Here is an 18404-nt window from a genome sequence, read left to right as displayed (position 1 = left end):
TACTTAGCAACACGGTCAGAACGGCTCATAGAACCAGTCTTGATTTGACCTGCAGCTGTACCTACCGCTAGGTCAGCGATAGTTGCATCTTCAGTTTCGCCAGAACGGTGAGAGATTACAGCTGTGTAACCTGCGTCTTTAGCCATCTTGATTGCAGCTAGAGTCTCAGTTAGAGAACCGATTTGGTTGAACTTGATAAGGATAGAGTTAGCTACGCCTTTCTCGATACCTTCAGCAAGGATCTTAGTGTTAGTAACGAATAGATCGTCACCTACTAGTTGAAGCTTGTCACCTAGTAGTTCAGTTTGGTGCTTGAAGCCAGCCCAATCAGACTCGTCTAGACCGTCTTCGATAGAAACGATTGGGAATTGGTTAGCTAGCTCAGCTAGGTAGTGGTTGAACTCTTCAGAAGAGAACGTTTTACCTTCGCCTTTCATGTTGTAGATGCCAGCTTCTTTGTCGAAGAACTCAGATGCAGCACAGTCCATAGCTAGAGTTACGTCTTTACCTAGTTCGTAACCTGCAGCAGCAACAGCTTCTGCGATAACTTCTAGAGCTTCAGCGTTAGACTTAAGGTTAGGAGCGAAACCACCTTCGTCACCAACTGCAGTGCTGTAGCCTTTAGACTTAAGAACTTTAGCTAGGTTGTGGAATACTTCAGCACCGATACGTAGACCTTCTTTAAGAGTCTTAGCACCAACTGGTTGGATCATGAACTCTTGGATGTCAACGTTGTTGTCTGCGTGCTCACCACCGTTGATGATGTTCATCATAGGTAGAGGCATAGAGAATTGACCAGCAGTACCGTTTAGTTCTGCAATGTGCTCGTATAGAGGCATGCCTTTAGCCGCAGCAGCAGCTTTAGCGTTCGCTAGAGAAACAGCTAGGATTGCGTTAGCACCGAACTTAGATTTGTTTTCAGTACCGTCTAGCTCGATCATTACTGCGTCGATTGCAGCTTGGTCTTTAGCGTCTTTACCAACTAGAGCTTCAGCGATTGCACCGTTTACAGCTTCAACAGCTTTAAGAACACCTTTACCTAGGAAACGAGCTTTGTCGCCGTCACGTAGCTCAAGAGCTTCACGTGAACCAGTTGATGCGCCAGATGGAGCAGCAGCCATACCTACGAAACCGCCTTCTAGGTGTACTTCAGCTTCTACAGTTGGGTTACCACGTGAATCGATGATTTCACGACCTAGAACTTTAACGATCTTAGACATTGAATGTTTCCTTCTCGTTGAATATATAATGTCAAAATTAAGGGCAGCAGCACGACTAACGCTACTGCCCGTATCCTTTACTTCTCTAATTCGCCGCGTTGGTATTCACCAGCCGCTTTCACGAAACCTGCGAATAGTGGGTGACCATCGCGAGGAGTTGAAGTGAACTCTGGGTGGAATTGAGCCGCTACGAACCATGGGTGAGCTGGGTTCTCAATCACTTCAACCAGTTTCTTGTCTGCAGATAAGCCCGATACTTTTAGGCCTGCTTTTTCAATCTGAGGACGTAGATTGTTGTTCACTTCATAACGGTGACGGTGACGTTCATGAATCGTCGCATTACCGTATAGTTCACGAGCTTTTGTGCCTTTTTCTAGGTGACATAGCTGTGAGCCAAGACGCATTGTACCGCCTAGGTCAGACTTCTCAGTACGCTCTTCAACTTTACCTTCGCCGTCTACCCACTCAGTAATTAGGCCAACTACTGGGTACTTAGTGTCTTTATTAAATTCTGTTGAGTGTGCACCTTCCATACCCGCAACATTACGAGCATATTCGATCAGTGCCACTTGCATACCTAGACAAATACCTAGGTAAGGTACTTTGTTCTCACGAGCGTATTTTGCCGCCATGATCTTGCCTTCCACACCACGGTCACCGAAGCCACCTGGAACTAGGATTGCGTCAAGACCTGCTAGCGCTTCATCGCCTTTGCTTTCTACGTCTTGAGAATCAACGTACTTAATCTTAACGCTTAGACGGTTCTTAAGACCTGCGTGCTTAAGCGCTTCGTTGACTGATTTGTAAGCATCCGGTAGTTCGATGTACTTACCAACCATACCGATAGTCACTTCAGCCGTTGGGTTCGCTTCTTCGTAGATTACCTGTTCCCATTCTGACAGATCCGCTTCAGGAGCAGTAATACCAAATCGAGAACATACTAGGTCGTCTAAACCTTGAGATTTAACCAGTTGAGGGATCTTGTAGATCGAATCTACGTCCTTCATTGAGATTACCGCTTTCTCTTGTACGTTACAGAAAAGCGCAATCTTCTTACGTTCGTTCGCTGGGATCATACGATCTGAGCGACAAACAAGAATATCTGGTTGGATACCGATAGATAGCAACTCTTTTACAGAGTGCTGAGTCGGCTTAGTTTTCACTTCGCCCGCCGCCGCTAGGTAAGGAACAAGGGTAAGGTGCATGAACATTGCGCGCTCACGGCCAAGTTCTACTGCTAGCTGACGAATCGCTTCCATAAATGGTAGAGATTCGATATCACCAACCGTACCACCGACTTCAACGATAGCCACATCGTGACCCTCTGAGCCTGCGATTACACGATCTTTGATAGCGTTAGTGATGTGTGGGATAACCTGAATAGTTGCACCTAGGTAGTCACCACGACGCTCTTTACGAAGAACGTCAGCATAAACACGACCTGCAGTGAAGTTGTTACGCTTAGTCATCTTGGTGCGAATGAATCGCTCATAGTGACCAAGGTCAAGGTCAGTTTCAGCGCCATCTTCCGTGACGAACACCTCACCGTGTTGAGTTGGGCTCATCGTGCCTGGATCAACGTTGATGTAAGGGTCAAGCTTCATCATAGTCACTTTAAGACCACGAGCTTCTAGAATAGCCGCAAGAGATGCTGCTGCAATACCTTTACCTAGAGAGGATACAACCCCGCCAGTAACAAAAATGTAATTTGTCGTCATGTTTAACCTGAAATTGGTTGAATGAGGGAAAATGGATTTCTTCTGGACGGGATATAAATATACCAGAAGCCCTTATCCGCCACAACGTGAAATCTATCACACTGCAATTTTTTATTTTTTGCTTCAAATCAAATTCGAGTAACGGATTAGTTGCCACTGCCCTTATCGACTTCTAGCGCTTTTACTCTGTCCCAAAATGCATCTAACTGATCTAAATCGTAATCTGTCAGTTGTTTACCTTGCTGTGCGACTATCGATTCCACCCCTTTAAAACGTTTAGCAAATTTAAGGTTCGCTTTACTCAACGCCACCTCTGGGTCTTTGCCTAAGTGACGCGATAAATTAACCGTCGCAAACAACAAGTCGCCAAGCTCAAGTTCAATTTTGTCTTCGTCAGGAGCAACTTGCAGTGCCTCTTCCATCACCTCTTCAATCTCTTCTTGAACCTTTCCAACAACCGGACCAAGCGAGTCCCAATCAAAGCCATACTTAGCGCATTTCTTTTGCATTTTTGTGGCACGAGAAAGCGCAGGTAGAGAATTTGGTATTGAGTCTAGAATACTTTGCTCTGTTTTGCCTAATTGGGCTTTTTCTTTTGCTTTTTCCGCTTCCCAGTTAGCGTTAATCTGCTCATCAGATTCAAATTCAGTATCCGAGAAAACATGCGGATGACGACGGGTTAGCTTTTCATTGACCGCTTCTACTACCTCAGAAAATTCGAACAGATTCTGCTCTTTTGCCAATTGGCTATAAAAAATCACCTGAAACAGTAAATCACCCAGCTCCTCTTTTAGGTTCGGCCAATCGCGGTTTTGAATCGCATCAACCACTTCATAGGTCTCTTCAATGGTATGCGGCACAATGGTGTCAAAGCTCTGTTTTAGATCCCAAGGGCAACCACTTTCTGGGTCACGAAGCTGCGCCATGATCTGTTCTAACTGTTCAATCGGGTGACTCATATTCCTTCTTCCTTTAAATCTTCTATCTAAAGAACTTTCATTCAAATAAAAAGGTGAGCAGCCAAAACCACTCACCTCTATAAATTATTTTGTCATCCTCGAGAGCGAAGCATGAGCGAGTTGAAGTTCTCTATTTTCAGAGATTCCCTATCACGTTCGTCCCTCACTGTAGGGAATGACAGCATCCGTTTTTACTAAGTAGTTGGTTCTTCTAACAAGACAACGAACTTACGAGACTCCTGAACATAGCTTACCTATGAGATGAGTCTGGGCCGGCATTCCGGAGTATAGTGAAGTTAACGCAGTTAGAAAGCCAAATACGACGTAAAACTTAGCCAAGGCGTTTCACGCTCATAACATCTTTAATCTGCTCTACCCGCTTCGATACGCGCTGAAGAATTTCAATATTAGTCACTTCCAAATCAAAATCCATGATCGACAGTTGCTTGCGATAATCGACACGGTTCTTCATGCTGGTCACCTTAATTTTCTCGTTCGCAAACAAAGTGGTGATATCTTTTAATAAGCCACTACGCTCCATCGCTTCAACCCGCACTGTCAGGATGTAAGAGCCAACGAAACCACTGCCCCACACAGTATCGATAATACGTTCAGGTGCATGATGACGAAGTTCTTCCAACTGCTCACAATCGGCTCGGTGCACTGAAATTCCACGACCTTGGGTAATGTAGCCTGCAATTTCATCACCTGGAATAGGCTGACAACAGCGAGCGAGATGGGTCATTAAGTTATCGACCCCTTCCACTACCACGGCGTCTTTTTTCGGACGACTTTGAGCAGGCGCTTTATTCTCTGCTTCTTGCAGTTTTTCTAGCGCTTGCTTATCTTCCTCTTCCGCGGTCGGCTTGTTTACCAAAGCGTTGATGTGGTTAATGATCTGATTGATACGCAAATCACCGCTACCAACCCCGACATAAAGCTCATCCGGGGTATTCATATTGAAGCGCTTCAGCCCGTATTGCTCAGCATCTTTTAACGTAGCACCTATCTTGGTTAACTCTTGTTCTAGAATTTCTCGTCCCGCCTCCAGATTCTTCTCGCGACTTTGCGCACGGAACCAAGCATTGATCTTGGCACGAGCTCGGCTGGAGGTAACGAAGCCTGTGGTTGGGTTCAACCAATCACGTGATGGATTGGGCTCTTTAGCCGTAATGATCTCGACTTGGTCACCCATTGCAAGCTTGTGCGTGAATGGAACGATACGCCCCGCTACTTTGGCCCCAATACAACGGTGCCCAACCATGGAATGGATATGGTAAGCAAAATCGAGTGGTGTCGCGCCCATAGGTAAATCGACAACATCACCACGTGGAGTAAATGCGTAAACACGGTCATCGAAGACTTGGCTGCGTACTTCATCGAGCATTTCACCCGAATCTGACATTTCTTCTTGCCAATCAAGCAGCTTACGTAGCCAAGTAATTTTCTCGTCGTAACCACTGCGGCCACCGCCACCTTCTTTGTATTTCCAGTGCGCAGCCACACCCAGCTCAGAGTCTTCGTGCATCTCTTTGGTGCGAATCTGAATTTCTATGGTTTTGCCTTCTGGACCAAGGATGACGGTGTGAATTGATTGATAGCCATTTGGTTTAGGGTTGGCAACATAATCATCAAACTCACTTGGCAGGTGTTTGTACTTGGTGTGCACCATACCTAAAGCGGCATAACAGTCTTGCAACTTATCCGCGATAATACGCACAGCGCGTACATCAAAAAGCTCATCAAATGCCAAGCCTTTCTTCTGCATTTTGCGCCAAATGCTGTAGATGTGTTTCGGGCGGCCACTGACTTCGGCGTTGATACCGGAATCGACCATCTCTTGAGATAAATCGTCAACAAAGTCTTTAATGTACTGTTCGCGGACAATGCGACGTTCAGAGAGTTGCTTAGCAATCTGTTTATACGTATCAGGCTGCTGGTAACGGAAAGCGTAATCTTCCATCTCCCATTTTAGCTGACCAATACCCAGTCGATTAGCAAGTGGCGCATAGATGTTGGCACACTCTTTCGCCGCGGCGCAGCGAATCTCTTCCGGTGCTTTTTTTACTTCCACCAGATTAGCGATACGTTCTGCGAGCTTAATGATCACACAGCGAAAATCATCCACCATCGCCAATAGCATACGACGGACATTATCGACTTGGGCGGAAGCCGCGCTGCCTTCCATCGTGATATTGAGTTGGCCTAACGCCGCCATCTCTTCAACACCATCAATCAACTTAATGGTTTCTTTGCCAAAATCTTCTTCAAACGCTTCGCGCGCATAGGCACCACTGGACACCAGTGGAAAAAGGAGCGCTGCAACTAAGGTTGCTTTGTCCATTGATAGGGTAATTAAGATTTCAATCATCTCGCGACCACGCCACAGTAGCAGAGGACCATCCTCATTACCCTGCAGCGTCGATTCGCATTGGTGGTACACCTCTTTAAGGCGCTTAGCCACGTTGGCATCTTGCCCTAAGCTAGCAATCCACTTATCTAGCTCAAACTGTTCGTCTTGATTCAAATGTGCGCTTCTTACCGCAACCATCTTATTCGTCCTAGTTCTTTATTGTTCTCTTTGACTTATCCCAGTGTAAGACTCACCTTTATTGGAATAAGTTTAATCCTTCACAAAAAGCGCCATTGATTCTAAATGGCTGGTATGAGGGAACATGTCCAACATACCTAACTTCTTCAAATGAAATCCCTGATTAAGCAAGCTTTGCGAGTCTCGAGCAAGAGTAGCAGGATTACAGGAAACATAAACGACCCTGGTCGCACCTAGCTCAGAAAGCTGCTCTACAATACCGCTTGCCCCCGCTCGGGCCGGATCAAGCAGTATTTTATCAAACTTTTCACTCGCCCAGGGCTGACCAGACATCTCTTGTTCCAAATTCGCTTGGAAAAAGTGCGCATTACCTAGGTGATTTAATTCTGCATTGGTTCGGGCTTTCTCGACCATCGCATCGACGCCTTCAACACCCACTACGCGCTTGACGCGCTTCGCCATAGGCAAACTAAAGTTGCCCAATCCACAGAACAGATCCAGAACTCGGTCTTGTTTATCCAGCGCGAGCCAATCCAGCGCTTGTTCTACCATCGACTGGTTGACCTGCTGGTTCACTTGAATGAAGTTATTCGGTTCAAATGGAATGGTCACACCCGCTTCTAGATAATACGCTTGCTCACCGACAATACGTTCTAAACGGTCACTTTCCGGCATGAGATACAAGCAGGCCTGATGCTCAGTGGCAAACGCCTCCAACGCGGATTGGTCTTTTTCCGCCAGCGCTTTCAAATGACGTAATACAATCACTCGATTGTTGTCCCCTTTGACCAACTCAACATGGCCTAAAGACTCAGGGTTAGCAAATCCATCCAGTAGTTTTTTTAGGCCCGGTAAAAGCTGGTTCAAGCTCTGGTCGAGGACAGGGCAGTCCGTCACATCGACGATGTCTTTGCTCTGTTTTTTACGAAAACCAAATTTCAACTGACGGCTTTTTTTGTCGAGCATCACACTGATTCTTGCCCGGCGACGATACCCTTTATCTGATCCGATGATCGGCGCATCCAAATCAGCATTGTGCCCAGCAAACTTGCGCACCAATTGACGAAGGGTTTGCTGCTTATGCTCGCGCTGCTGGGCAACATTTAAGTGCTGCATATTACAGCCACCGCATTGCGCATAGTGCGCACAGAATGGCTCGACTCTTTGTTCACTGGCCGTCTGAATCTTGATCAACTTGGCTCGAGAAAATTTACTCTTACTTTCTGTCAGTTGAATCAGCACTTGCTCACCAGGCAGCGCTCCTTCAACGAATACTGGCTTTTTATTCTGGTAAGCCATCCCCGCACCATGATGTTCGAGTTTCTCGATCTGTACCGATTGGTGCTTAGTATTGAGTTGAGTTTTCTTCTTCGGTTGGAAAAAACGCGCCATGCTCTGTGCCTATACTTTGCGGTCTTTTGACCTATTGCTCGAATTGCTAATTATCTGGATGTATGTCCCAAGCTTTTACGCTTGAATCATTGTCTGAGCCGACTGAGTTGATTATGCTTAGTATTTCGACGGCTTCTGCTCTTTTGGAAGTTATTTTCCCATATCCACACCACGATGTTTAGACAATAATGACAAGATATGGCTTACGTGCCCGCGTAATTACCTTAACTTTAGCGCCGACTTTAATTATCGGGTTACTTCTGAGCGCTTTTTTCTCTTTTAACCGTTATCACGACTTAGAAGTTCAAGTATACAATTCTGGCTTGAACATCATTGAACCTCTGGCGATTGCCAGTGAAGAAGGGCTAAAGAACAATAGCCGCGAAGCCGTTCGTCGTATTATTAGTTATGCCCACCGAAAGAACTCCAAGTTCGTTCGGAGTATCGCGGTGTTCGACTACAAGCACGAGTTGTTTGTTACCTCCAACTTTCACCCAAATTTTGAGTCCTTGACTTACCCCAAGGATCAACCGATTCCATTGTTGAATAACTCTGTGCTTCAGGATAATACTCTGATCATGCGTGCACCTGTCATCGCAGAGTCAGGTCTACTGGCGACGACTCGCGGTCAAGAAAGTAACCCAGCACTTGGCTACGTTGCAGTCGAGCTCGACCTATCATCTCTACGTCTACAACAGTACCAAGAAGTCTTCTCCGCTTTCTTAGTCCTACTTATTGGTTTAGGCCTATCAGCGGTATTTGCCTATCGCTTGATGTACGACGTTACCCGCCCAATTTCACACATGAAAAATATGGTAGACCGAATTCGTCGTGGCCACCTTGATGTGCGGATTGAGGGCAAAATGCATGGCGAGCTGGACTCTCTCAAAAATGGTATCAACGCGATGGCGGTGTCTCTGTCTGAGTATCATGTTGAAATGCAGCACAGCATCGACCAAGCGACCTCGGATTTGCGTGAAACGTTGGAGCAGCTCGAAATTCAAAACGTGGAATTGGATATCGCGAAGAAGCGAGCTCAAGAAGCGGCACGCGTGAAGTCTGAGTTTTTAGCCAATATGTCTCACGAGTTACGTACTCCCCTTAATGGTGTGATTGGGTTTACTCGTCAGATGCTCAAAACCACCTTAACCAATAGCCAAACTGATTACCTGCAAACCATTGAAAAGTCGGCGAAGAATCTACTCAATATTATCAATGACATTCTCGATTTCTCGAAACTTGAAGCAGGAAAACTGGCATTAGAAAACATTCCTTTCGACTTCCAAGAGTCACTGGAAGAAGTGGTCAGCCTACAAGCCACCAGCGCGCATGAGAAAGGTCTTGAGTTAACCTTGAAGATCGATCCTAAGATCCCTGCTGGCCTTGTCGGTGACTCGCTACGTATTCAACAAGTTCTGACTAACCTTGTCGGCAACTCAATTAAGTTTACCGAGCGCGGCAACATCGATATCAGTGTCGAAATGCGCTCTCAGAAAGACGACGTGGTCGAACTGCAGTTTATGGTTCGCGATACCGGCATTGGTATTTCTGAACGTCAGCAAGCTCAGCTGTTCCAAGCATTTAGCCAAGCAGATGCCAGCATTTCACGTCGTTATGGCGGGACTGGTTTAGGTCTGGTTATTACCCAGAAACTGGTCAGTCAGATGGGCGGTGAAATCAGCTTAACCAGCCGCTTGCACCAAGGATCAACCTTCTGGTTTACCTTACGTCTCAACTCGACTGACATGCCAGTGACTGAGCTCGTTGATACCGAAAGCCTCAAACAACGTTCACTTCTGCTGGTTGAACCAAACATGCAAGCCGCTTCAGTTACTCAGCAATTGCTGGTTCAAGCCGGCTTGATGGTTACTTACCGCTCTTCGTTACCGGACGATGCCGAGTCCTTTGATTACGTGCTGTTGAACCTAGCACCAAATCGCGACCATGAAACCTCTGTCGTTGAACAACAGGTCGAACACGCGTTACGCTGCGCATCTCACGTGGTGGTTGGTGTTCCAAGTACGACCTTAGCCCTGTCGGATCATTTGATTCAGTCTTACCCTGTACACTGTATTACTAAACCTTTATCACGTAAGCGTCTCCTTCAGACCTTGTCCGCAAACCAAGAGAGTTTGCCTCAACTGCCAGAAGTTATCGTCCCTCATCAAAGCGAGACACTACCTTTAACTGTCATGGCCGTTGACGACAACCCTGCCAACTTGAAACTGATCAGTGCTCTATTACAAGAACGTGTCGAACAAGTGATCACTTGCACCAACGGTGTTGATGCAGTCAAGCAAGCAGAAATGCATAAGTTCGACATGATCTTGATGGACATTCAAATGCCACAAATGGACGGGGTAACTGCCTGTGAAAAGATTAAGCAGACTGAGCTAAACGCATCAACTCCAGTTATTGCCGTCACTGCGCACGCCATGAGTGGCGAACGAGACCGATTGCTCAATGCGGGTATGGATGATTACCTCACCAAACCAATAGAAGAGCATGTACTGCAGCAAGTACTGATGCATTGGAGTCCGCAAACCAACGAAACTCAATTGGAAAAGCTCGACATAACAACACAGCCGGAGCCAATCGAAACTGAGCCTGCTAACGCTGTCGAGCACTCGACCATGATCATTGATTGGCAAGCCGCTTTGAAACAATCAGCGAATAAAGAAGACTTAGCCCGAGATATGCTACAGATGTTGATCGACTACATTCCTGAAGTTGCCGCTATTGTTGACGGCGCATTGGAAGACGATCATTTTGATGTAGACCAACTGATCCACCACGTTCATAAACTTCATGGTAGCAGCTCCTATTGTGGCGTACCTAGACTCAAAGCGGTCTGTGCCACCATTGAAAAGGAATTGCGCTCTGGAACCGAAATCGAAGATATTGAACCCGAACTGTTCGAGTTGCAGGATGAGATGGAAAAAGTGGTTGCGAGTGCGAAACCGTATTTAGCTCCCTAGTATGATTGGCTCACGCTCTGTTTGCGTGAGCCTTCTCTTCGCCTCGATAGAATTGATGACCATTTTTGCCCGTCTGCTTGACGCTGTACATGGCTTGATCCGCCCGATGTAGCAATTTTTCTAGCGATAAGCCGTGACTTGATTGAACGGCGATACCTATGCTGCAGCCAACTTTGATTTGCTGACCATTGTATTCGGCAGGGAGATTGGCTAACTCAATCGCATCTTGCGCCACTTTACTCAGCAACTCATGGTCGTTGTTTTGTAAAACCAGATAGATAACAAATTCATCGCCACCTATTCTGCCAACGACGCCCGGCACATTACTTTTAGATTGCAGTTCAGCAAAACGGCTAGCGATAACGGTCAGAATCAAGTCGCCTGCTGCATGACCATAACTGTCATTAACCGCTTTAAAACCGTCTAAATCAACCAGCAATAAGGCGATGTATTGGCTGCTGCGAGCGGCATGCTCAATGTATTTTTCACAGCCCATACGGTTCTTTACCCCGGTCAACGCATCTTGCTCAGCCATATTGCGATAGTAATGCTCCCAATGCTCAATTTGCGAACGCAGCTCTCGTTCACGCTCGATAGCTTGGCGCGAATTATCAATGAAGGTATTCACACTGTGCACCACAACGCCCAACTCATTGTTTTGATTACGGCTATCAACATGGATCTTTTTCGGTTTTTCGGGGTTCATGGTATTGAGGTCGTTAGACAACGCCGTTAAAGGTTGGCCAACAATACGTTTAAAGATCAACACAAGGGCAACGACAGTCAACAGAAACTGAATCAAAATAAACAGCACTTGCTGTAATACTTGCCCCATAGCGGTTTGCTGCAATGCTGCATGGTCATTGTGAACGTACAAAGTGCCGATGGGCTTGCCGTCAGTGGGAGAGTAAATGCGATATTGGTTTGCGTGAACCCAAAGATCCGGTTCAGCAATCACCAGATGATTAGAGGCAAAAGAGACCCCATCGTCACTCTCTAGTCGCACCGCATCGATCTCTTCATGCAGCAGCAAGGCAGAGATAACCTCATTGGCGATCTCGGCGTTATTCACATACAAAGCGATAGCGGCAGAGCTTGACAGTGACAACACCAGCTTTTGCTCTAGCTCTTTATGGTCTTGATCCGCATTAAGAAACCCCCACGGAATCATGATCGCTGACATGATCACCAAGTAGGACAAAGCCAGTATGGTGACGATCTTAAGCAGCCGACTACTCAGTGAGTTTAACTTAGGTTTATTCATCTATATATAATGCCACTCGAACGCCAGCCCCTTCAGGAGGCGGTTCCGTCATATACCCTATTGCCTGTGGATTGTTAGCGATGATGTTGAGAAGTTCCCTTTCAGCTTCGACCATCTCAGGAGCTCTCATTCGTCCAGAAAACTTAAGCTTAGCCCAGTATGCGTTAACTTGACTCTCTCGCATGTTGGTTACCGTTAAAAAGAAGCGACGCCGAGGCTCTCCGGTACGATCCAAAACCTGATCGATGTACACTGAACCTAACACCTTTTTCCGTCCAAGGTACACGTCCGCTACATCCTCAACCGAAATAGCATTCATCGCATTATTCACATTAACCACGATGTAAAAACCCGCACACGCTTGGCTACTCATAAACAATAAACAGAGGCTTAAATACTTCATGTCAGCCTCCTAGAAGATAAAGTTCAGATTGAGAGTAAACACTTGCACGTTACGGGACTCATCAATACGCTCTACGTCCGATGCCCACAAACCGTAGCCGTATGGATTGATCTGAACATGGTCCATCTGAGCTTTTAACGCAACGTATGGGGAGACATCCCAACGAAGCCCAAGCGACCAGGTCGACTGGTCGATTCGAACTGCGTTAATACCCGCAAGCGTCCCTTGCTGCAACAATGCCGCCTCTGCGCCCGCTGCTGCCCAATCTTGCTGTAACTCAAATTCGGAATGAGTTGGCTTAAAACGACCATACATCACGTACGGAGTCAGTGAAGAAAAGGTATGCCCAAGCAAAGCGTAACCACCGTACCCTTGTGGTATCGACTTCTTTTTCCCATGAATATGGAATAGCTCGCTCTGTAATGTCCACTCACCATCAAAATAGAGAGCAGCCGCTTGTAAGTAGTTGATCTGATCATCGTCTACGCTAAGAGCCTCATACGCGGTGCCCGCTTCTTGGCTTACGCTGGGAAAGAAGGTCGCAACTGTGCCATTATTCGCTAATGCTTTCACCCCTTGTTGCAGACGCTCTATTTGATCTTCGTGGCTCACTCTCAGTGATCCAATGTAGGCATACGAGAGCTGCCAGCGCCATTCCTCTTGAGCCAATTCCAGCGAAGCGCTGAACACATTGTCGAGTTCTGTTTGATACTCATCATCGGTTCCAGGCACCTGACCTTTTTCCCGATTGCTACCAAACTCAAAGGTCGCTTTCCAGTTAAAGCTTGGGTTATTGGAATAGTATGTGGCTCCAATTCCGTCGAGAGAATTAAATACGATCCCGCCATACAACTCTTGAGGTGGACGAACCCACAGATGAGCGTAATCAATATGGCGACTGTCAGCGGCGGCATAAGCACTCACACCAATGCGTCCAATTCGAAAGTCCCAATGAGCACTGGGGGAATAACGGAGAAATGCGAGTTCAGTGAGAGAGTTAAGATCATATGAGACACGATCTTCAAGCAATAGCTGCCCAGTGACCGACCACTGACGATTCAGTGTCGCATCTAACTGAACCCCAAGGTTAGAGTCATTCAAAAAGGTGCCGTTTTGGTCTACATCGGCAACATTGGTAATGTCACGTCTGTAGCCAAGGTCTTCTTGGTTTTCATAGGTATAACCTAAAGTGCCAAATCCGGAGATTGAGAAATCCACTGCGTTGACTTGCTGGCTGAACATCAAGCCCGCTAATACTAACGTGCTACGACTCAGCAGAACCTTTATTTGGTTAGGCATAGACCACTGTCCTTACGTCTAGACGCTACAACTTACAAATTTATAATTCTTGTTGTTATTTATAAGTATACCAATAACCAACGAAAGTGTTATACAGGGATTGCTAAAGTATGAAGAGGTTAAACAAAAAAGCGACCTTAGGCCGCTTATTGTTCTAGGATTACAGTCGCAACGGCGTAATGACGCTCATCAGATATAGAAAGGTGGATGCTTGTCACCCCTTTAGATACAGCGATTTGCTGAGCCTTATTTGCTAAAGTCAGCTTTGGTGCACCATTTTCATCATTAGTGATAGAAAAATCATGAAAAGTCACACCGAGCGCAATACCTGTACCAAGCGCTTTAGAAGCCGCTTCTTTAGCCGCAAAGCGTTTCGCTAAATAACGCCCTTTTTGCTTTAGAGTATGAAAACGCTCAAGCTCTGCTTCGGTCAGAATCCGCCGAGCAAATGGTTCACCTGATCGAGCGAGCGCTTTTTCTACTCGCTCAATCTCAGCAATGTCCGTACCTAAACCGACAATCGCCATAAGCTTACTTGCGCGCCTCAACCATCAGCGCTTTCATATCTGCGACCGCTTTATGTAAGCCATCGAAGACTGCACGGCCAATGATGGAGTGACCGATGTTCAATTCGTAGATTTCAGGGATGGCGGCAATCGGTGCGACGTTGTGGTAAGTCAAACCGTGACCCGCATTAACTGTAATGCCAAGATCCGCAGCATAACTTGCACCAGCAGCGATTTTCTTCAGCTCATCTTGTTGATCATCTTCAGCTACTGCATCGGCGTAGTGACCTGTGTGAAGCTCGATAAATGGTGCGCCACAAGCTTTTGCCGCATCAATTTGTTCGCGATCAGCATCAATAAACAGAGACACTTTAATCCCCGCATCCGTTAACTTAGTGGTTGCCGCTTTGACTTTTTCTAACTGGCCTACCACATCCAAGCCACCTTCAGTTGTCAATTCTTCGCGCTTTTCAGGCACCAAGCACACATATTCAGGCTTAGTCTTAAGTGCAATTTCAACCATTTCGTCGGTTACAGCCATTTCCAAGTTCATACGTGTTTGTAGTGTTTCACGTAGAATACGAACGTCTCGGTCGACGATATGACGACGGTCTTCACGTAGGTGAATAGTAATGCCATCCGCACCTGCACGTTCAGCGACTTCAGCAGCATGAACAGGATCTGGGTATTTTGTACCACGTGCGTTTCTTAGGGTCGCAATATGGTCGATGTTTACACCTAGGTAAATTGAGCTCATTTTCCAATACTCCGTTTGGGAACCATAGTGAGAAAGAGTTCCCTGCTTTTTAATGGTTTGCCGCCAAGATACGGCTTTAAGGCTATACGTGTAAAGCGTTTTGCCGCTTTAAGTTGCTCTTTTGTGGTAAATCTACGTTCACTGATCGCAATCAGTTCACTGCCATAAAAAGTTAAGTTATCCCGCCTTACTGAAGCGATGAACCCCTTTTGCTCTCGATAGCGATACGTCATACCGGGATCCACTGGCTCCCCCGTCCCGGCACAATGCATAAAATCAACCCCATACCCCATGGCTGAAAGCAACGCGAGTTCAAAACGGCGCAGAGCGGGCTCAGGATTGTCACTCTGAGCGAGTTCTGTCAAAGCGTGCAAGTAGTCATGAAATAGCGCTGGCATTGGGACTTCGGCCATCAACACCCGACCGACGAGCTCATTAACATACATTGCTGAATACAGGTTAATACCAAAAAGAGGTAGGCCCAGACTGATTGGCTCAGCTTGACGCAGAGTTTTCATCGAGCCATTGCCAGACCATTTGAGCAATAAAGGGGTAAAAGGCTGCAAAGCCCCTTTTAAATTGGAGCGCTTACTGCGGGCCCCTTTTGACATTAAAGTGACACGACCAAACTCCTCGCTAAATACGTCAAGGATCAAACTTGATTCACTGTAAGGGCGCCGATGCAAAACAAAACAGCGCTGTAAGCCTTCAGAGGACATAAGAGTGCCAAACCAATGTTACATAATAAATAAGGAGCCCAAAGGCTCCTTATTTCTTCTTTATTCGAAGCGAAGCCAGTCAGCCTCGCCATGCTTATAGGTCGTCGATGTAGCCTAGCGAACGTAATGCACGCTCATCATCAGCCCAACCTGACTTCACCTTAACCCAAGTTTCTAGGTAAACCTTGCGACCAAACAGTTCTTCCATATCTAGGCGCGCTTCACGACCTATGGTCTTAATTTTCTCGCCGCCTTTGCCGATCACCATTTTCTTTTGACCATTACGCTCGACCAAAATTAAGGCATTAATGTGGAAGCCATCGGTCTCTGGATTGTAATCAAATCGCTCAATCTCTACCGTTACCGAGTAAGGCAGCTCTTCACCAGTGAAACGCATTAACTTCTCACGCACAATTTCAGACGCCATAAAGCGTTGAGAGCGGTCAGTTACATACTCTTCAGGAAAATGGTGCGTTGCTTTTGGTAAGTGATCACGTACATGTTTGCGCAGTACATCAATATTCTTACCATGCTTGGCTGAAATTGGCACAACATCAACAAAGTCCATTTTCTTCGACATTTCCATCATGTGCAGCATGACGTCATTGCGATCTTGAACATTATCAACCTTATTCACACACAACACGACTGGGAAGTTAGACTTTTGGAGTTTAGTCAGAACCATTTCGTCGTCATTGGTCCAGTGAGTACCATCTACCAAGAAGAACACTAAGTTCACATCACTCAGTGACGAGTTTGCTGCTCGGTTCATCAATCGGTTAATCGCACGCTTCTCTTCGATGTGAAGACCCGGAGTGTCGACATAAATCGCTTGATAGTCGCCTTCAGTATCAACACCCATGATACGGTGACGAGTTGTCTGAGGCTTACGCGAAGTTATCGAGATCTTTTGACCTAGAATTCGGTTAAGAAGTGTTGACTTACCGACGTTTGGGCGGCCAACAATCGCGACAAAACCACAATGCTGATTTTCTGGTGAGGTAGCCTGCTCGCTGCCTGATGAGAAAAACGCATCAATATCAAATTCGTTGTTATCCGTTGAATCAGTCATTGGTCAATTGCTCTAATGCTAGTTCAGCAGCCGCTTGTTCTGCCTTGCGGCGGCTGGTGCCTTTACCAATAACAGGTTGTCCAATACCTGCCACTTCACACGAAACCGTAAATTCTTGGTTGTGTGCTTCACCTTTAATATTAGTCACTGTGTAAGCTGGTAGCGGTTTTCTTCGGCCTTGTAAAAACTCTTGCAGACGAGTTTTAGGGTCTTTTTGCGATACGCCTGGCTTAATGGCATCAAGGCGAGTCTTGTACCAGCTCAGAATAATGCGGCGAACTTCTTCGATATCACTATCTAAATAAATCGCACCGATGATCGCTTCTACCGCGTCGGCGAGGATTGAATCGCGACGGAAACCACCGCTTTTCAGTTCGCCTGGACCTAATTTTAAGTGATCTCCGAGTTCAAACTCGCGACCTAGCTCCGCCAATGTGTTACCACGCACTAACGTGGCTCGCATGCGGCTCATATCCCCTTCGTTGACTTTAGGGAAACGGTGATAAAGATCATCAGCAATGACAAAACTTAAAATTGAATCGCCCAGAAACTCAAGACGCTCGTTATGTTTTCCATTAGCGCTACGATGAGTCAGCGCTAAACCGATAAGCTCAGCATCATTGAACTGATAGCCGAGCTTCTTTTCTAGTTTGGCAATAGGAGAATTCATGCTCTCTCATTAATTTGTTTTAATTCTCTCAGTAGCTGGAGTTGCAACTTTTATTCGGTCACCACTCCAAACTACACGAGAAGTTAGTGAATACCACCAATGCGGTTAAAACGCACACCAGTAGGAATCCAAGAAGGTAATACGCTGTCTGCACCACGTTCGAACTCGAAACTGATCCAGATAGCTACCGCTTTACCCACTAAGTTGGCTTCTGGAACAAAGCCCCAGTAGCGACTATCGGCACTATTGTCACGGTTATCGCCCATAACAAAGTAGTGACCTTCAGGAACAACCCACTCATTAACACCATTACGTGGTTGATACGCTTCTACACGATCGCGACGAAGTGGGTTGACCAAAATTTGATGCCCGACTTCACCCAATTGTTCATCCAACTGAATCAGTGGAATGCCATCTTGGATAAATGGGCTTTCTACCACATTTGACAGCTTAACAGGCTGGCAAACACTTTCACCGGCAGATTGAACACACACTTCTTTCTTGCTGTTGTAACGCACTGTATCACCAGGTAGACCAACAACACGTTTTATGTAGTCAATGTTAGGCTGAGGTGGATATTTGAATACCACGGTGTCACCGCGTTCAGGCTTACCTGTTTCAACCAGTTGAGTGCGCCATACAGGATCTTTTAGACCGTATGCGTATTTCTCCACTAGGATGAAATCGCCAACCAACAATGTCGGCATCATCGAACCAGATGGAATCTGAAACGGTTCGTAGATAAATGAACGTAGGACGAGGACAGCAGCAATAACCGGAAAAATAGAGACACTATTTTCAATCCACCAAGGCTGGGTCTTTACCTTTTCAACAACAGCGGCATCTAAACCATTAGTTTGAGCTTCAATCTCTGCCACTTTCGCTTGGCGCTTTTT

General features: G+C 46.3%; 15 protein-coding genes. 1 reads left to right on the top strand and 14 read right to left on the bottom strand.

Features of this window, described 5'->3' with window-relative positions; translation table 11 throughout:
* From eno to rlmD, 5 genes are all read right to left on the bottom strand, one after another.
* The coding region (gene eno / locus RH45_RS21720) for a phosphopyruvate hydratase (protein ID WP_008081517.1) at window positions 1–1220 on the bottom strand (1220 nt) is incomplete at its 3' end.
* Between the two features lie 77 nt (window positions 1221–1297).
* Window positions 1298–2938, bottom strand: a complete 1641-nt coding sequence (locus RH45_RS21715; RefSeq protein WP_008081515.1) for a CTP synthase — start codon at window positions 2936–2938, stop codon at window positions 1298–1300.
* Window positions 2939–3084: 146 nt separating this feature from the next.
* Entirely contained in the window at window positions 3085–3897 is an 813-nt protein-coding gene (gene mazG, locus RH45_RS21710; RefSeq protein WP_008081513.1) for a nucleoside triphosphate pyrophosphohydrolase, read from the bottom strand.
* A 331-nt stretch (window positions 3898–4228) separates the two neighbouring features.
* Complete coding sequence (relA, locus tag RH45_RS21705; protein WP_008081512.1) at window positions 4229–6448, bottom strand: GTP diphosphokinase; 2220 nt, start codon at window positions 6446–6448, stop codon at window positions 4229–4231.
* Between the two features lie 72 nt (window positions 6449–6520).
* The gene (gene rlmD, locus RH45_RS21700) at window positions 6521–7840 is read right to left on the bottom strand and encodes a 23S rRNA (uracil(1939)-C(5))-methyltransferase RlmD (protein WP_008081510.1); all 1320 of its coding nucleotides are present in this window, start codon (window positions 7838–7840) and stop codon (window positions 6521–6523) included.
* A gap of 188 nt (window positions 7841–8028) precedes the next feature.
* Here rlmD and barA point away from each other — a divergent pair, with 188 nt between their 5' ends.
* Window positions 8029–10818, top strand: coding sequence for a two-component sensor histidine kinase BarA (barA, locus tag RH45_RS21695; RefSeq protein WP_008081507.1), 2790 nt, complete (start codon window positions 8029–8031; stop codon window positions 10816–10818).
* Between the two features lie 10 nt (window positions 10819–10828).
* On the opposite strand, the gene RH45_RS23850 is transcribed toward barA, so the two are convergent.
* The 9 genes from RH45_RS23850 to lepB form a co-directional block, all read right to left on the bottom strand.
* The gene (locus RH45_RS23850; protein ID WP_008081506.1) at window positions 10829–12082 is read right to left on the bottom strand and encodes a GGDEF domain-containing protein; all 1254 of its coding nucleotides are present in this window, start codon (window positions 12080–12082) and stop codon (window positions 10829–10831) included.
* The gene (locus RH45_RS21685; protein WP_008081505.1) at window positions 12075–12485 is read right to left on the bottom strand and encodes a hypothetical protein; all 411 of its coding nucleotides are present in this window, start codon (window positions 12483–12485) and stop codon (window positions 12075–12077) included. The genes RH45_RS23850 and RH45_RS21685 overlap by 8 nt, the downstream gene beginning before the upstream one ends.
* Before the next feature lie 9 nt (window positions 12486–12494).
* A complete protein-coding gene (locus RH45_RS21680; protein WP_008081504.1) occupies window positions 12495–13784 on the bottom strand; it encodes a hypothetical protein in 1290 nt (429 codons plus the stop codon).
* 146 nt (window positions 13785–13930) lie between these two features.
* The gene (gene acpS / locus RH45_RS21675; RefSeq protein WP_008081503.1) at window positions 13931–14311 is read right to left on the bottom strand and encodes a holo-ACP synthase; all 381 of its coding nucleotides are present in this window, start codon (window positions 14309–14311) and stop codon (window positions 13931–13933) included.
* A gap of 4 nt (window positions 14312–14315) precedes the next feature.
* The gene (gene pdxJ, locus RH45_RS21670) at window positions 14316–15047 is read right to left on the bottom strand and encodes a pyridoxine 5'-phosphate synthase (protein ID WP_008081502.1); all 732 of its coding nucleotides are present in this window, start codon (window positions 15045–15047) and stop codon (window positions 14316–14318) included.
* Window positions 15044–15766 carry a DNA repair protein RecO gene (gene recO, locus RH45_RS21665; protein WP_008081501.1) on the bottom strand — a complete coding sequence of 241 codons (723 nt, stop codon included), beginning with the start codon at window positions 15764–15766 and terminating at the stop codon, window positions 15044–15046. The genes pdxJ and recO overlap by 4 nt, the downstream gene beginning before the upstream one ends.
* Window positions 15767–15860: 94 nt before the next feature.
* A complete protein-coding gene (gene era, locus RH45_RS21660; protein ID WP_008081500.1) occupies window positions 15861–16838 on the bottom strand; it encodes a GTPase Era in 978 nt (325 codons plus the stop codon).
* The gene (rnc, locus tag RH45_RS21655; RefSeq protein WP_008081497.1) at window positions 16831–17508 is read right to left on the bottom strand and encodes a ribonuclease III; all 678 of its coding nucleotides are present in this window, start codon (window positions 17506–17508) and stop codon (window positions 16831–16833) included. Before rnc ends, era begins: the two co-directional genes overlap by 8 nt.
* A gap of 83 nt (window positions 17509–17591) precedes the next feature.
* A partial coding sequence (gene lepB / locus RH45_RS21650) for a signal peptidase I (protein ID WP_008081495.1) occupies window positions 17592–18404 on the bottom strand: 813 nt, incomplete at its 5' end.

This window comes from Vibrio sinaloensis DSM 21326 (assembly GCF_000189275.1).
GTDB lineage: Bacteria > Pseudomonadota > Gammaproteobacteria > Enterobacterales > Vibrionaceae > Vibrio > Vibrio sinaloensis.
This window is presented reverse-complemented; position numbering and strand designations above follow the sequence as displayed.

Bases quoted from the DNA above. Each gene is read 5' to 3' on its own strand.
- RH45_RS21715 (WP_008081515.1), bottom strand. From the start codon at position 2,938: ATGACGACAAATTACATTTTTGTTACTGGCGGGGTTGTATCCTCTCTA.
- RH45_RS23850 (WP_008081506.1), bottom strand. From the start codon at position 12,082: ATGAATAAACCTAAGTTAAACTCACTGAGTAGTCGGCTGCTTAAGATC.
- acpS (WP_008081503.1), bottom strand. From the start codon at position 14,311: ATGGCGATTGTCGGTTTAGGTACGGACATTGCTGAGATTGAGCGAGTA.
- relA (WP_008081512.1), bottom strand. From the start codon at position 6,448: ATGGTTGCGGTAAGAAGCGCACATTTGAATCAAGACGAACAGTTTGAG.
- RH45_RS21680 (WP_008081504.1), bottom strand. From the start codon at position 13,784: ATGCCTAACCAAATAAAGGTTCTGCTGAGTCGTAGCACGTTAGTATTA.
- barA (WP_008081507.1), top strand. From the start codon at position 8,029: ATGACAAGATATGGCTTACGTGCCCGCGTAATTACCTTAACTTTAGCG.
- era (WP_008081500.1), bottom strand. From the start codon at position 16,838: ATGACTGATTCAACGGATAACAACGAATTTGATATTGATGCGTTTTTC.
- RH45_RS21685 (WP_008081505.1), bottom strand. From the start codon at position 12,485: ATGAAGTATTTAAGCCTCTGTTTATTGTTTATGAGTAGCCAAGCGTGT.
- rnc (WP_008081497.1), bottom strand. From the start codon at position 17,508: ATGAATTCTCCTATTGCCAAACTAGAAAAGAAGCTCGGCTATCAGTTC.
- pdxJ (WP_008081502.1), bottom strand. From the start codon at position 15,047: ATGAGCTCAATTTACCTAGGTGTAAACATCGACCATATTGCGACCCTA.
- mazG (WP_008081513.1), bottom strand. From the start codon at position 3,897: ATGAGTCACCCGATTGAACAGTTAGAACAGATCATGGCGCAGCTTCGT.
- recO (WP_008081501.1), bottom strand. From the start codon at position 15,766: ATGTCCTCTGAAGGCTTACAGCGCTGTTTTGTTTTGCATCGGCGCCCT.
- rlmD (WP_008081510.1), bottom strand. From the start codon at position 7,840: ATGGCGCGTTTTTTCCAACCGAAGAAGAAAACTCAACTCAATACTAAG.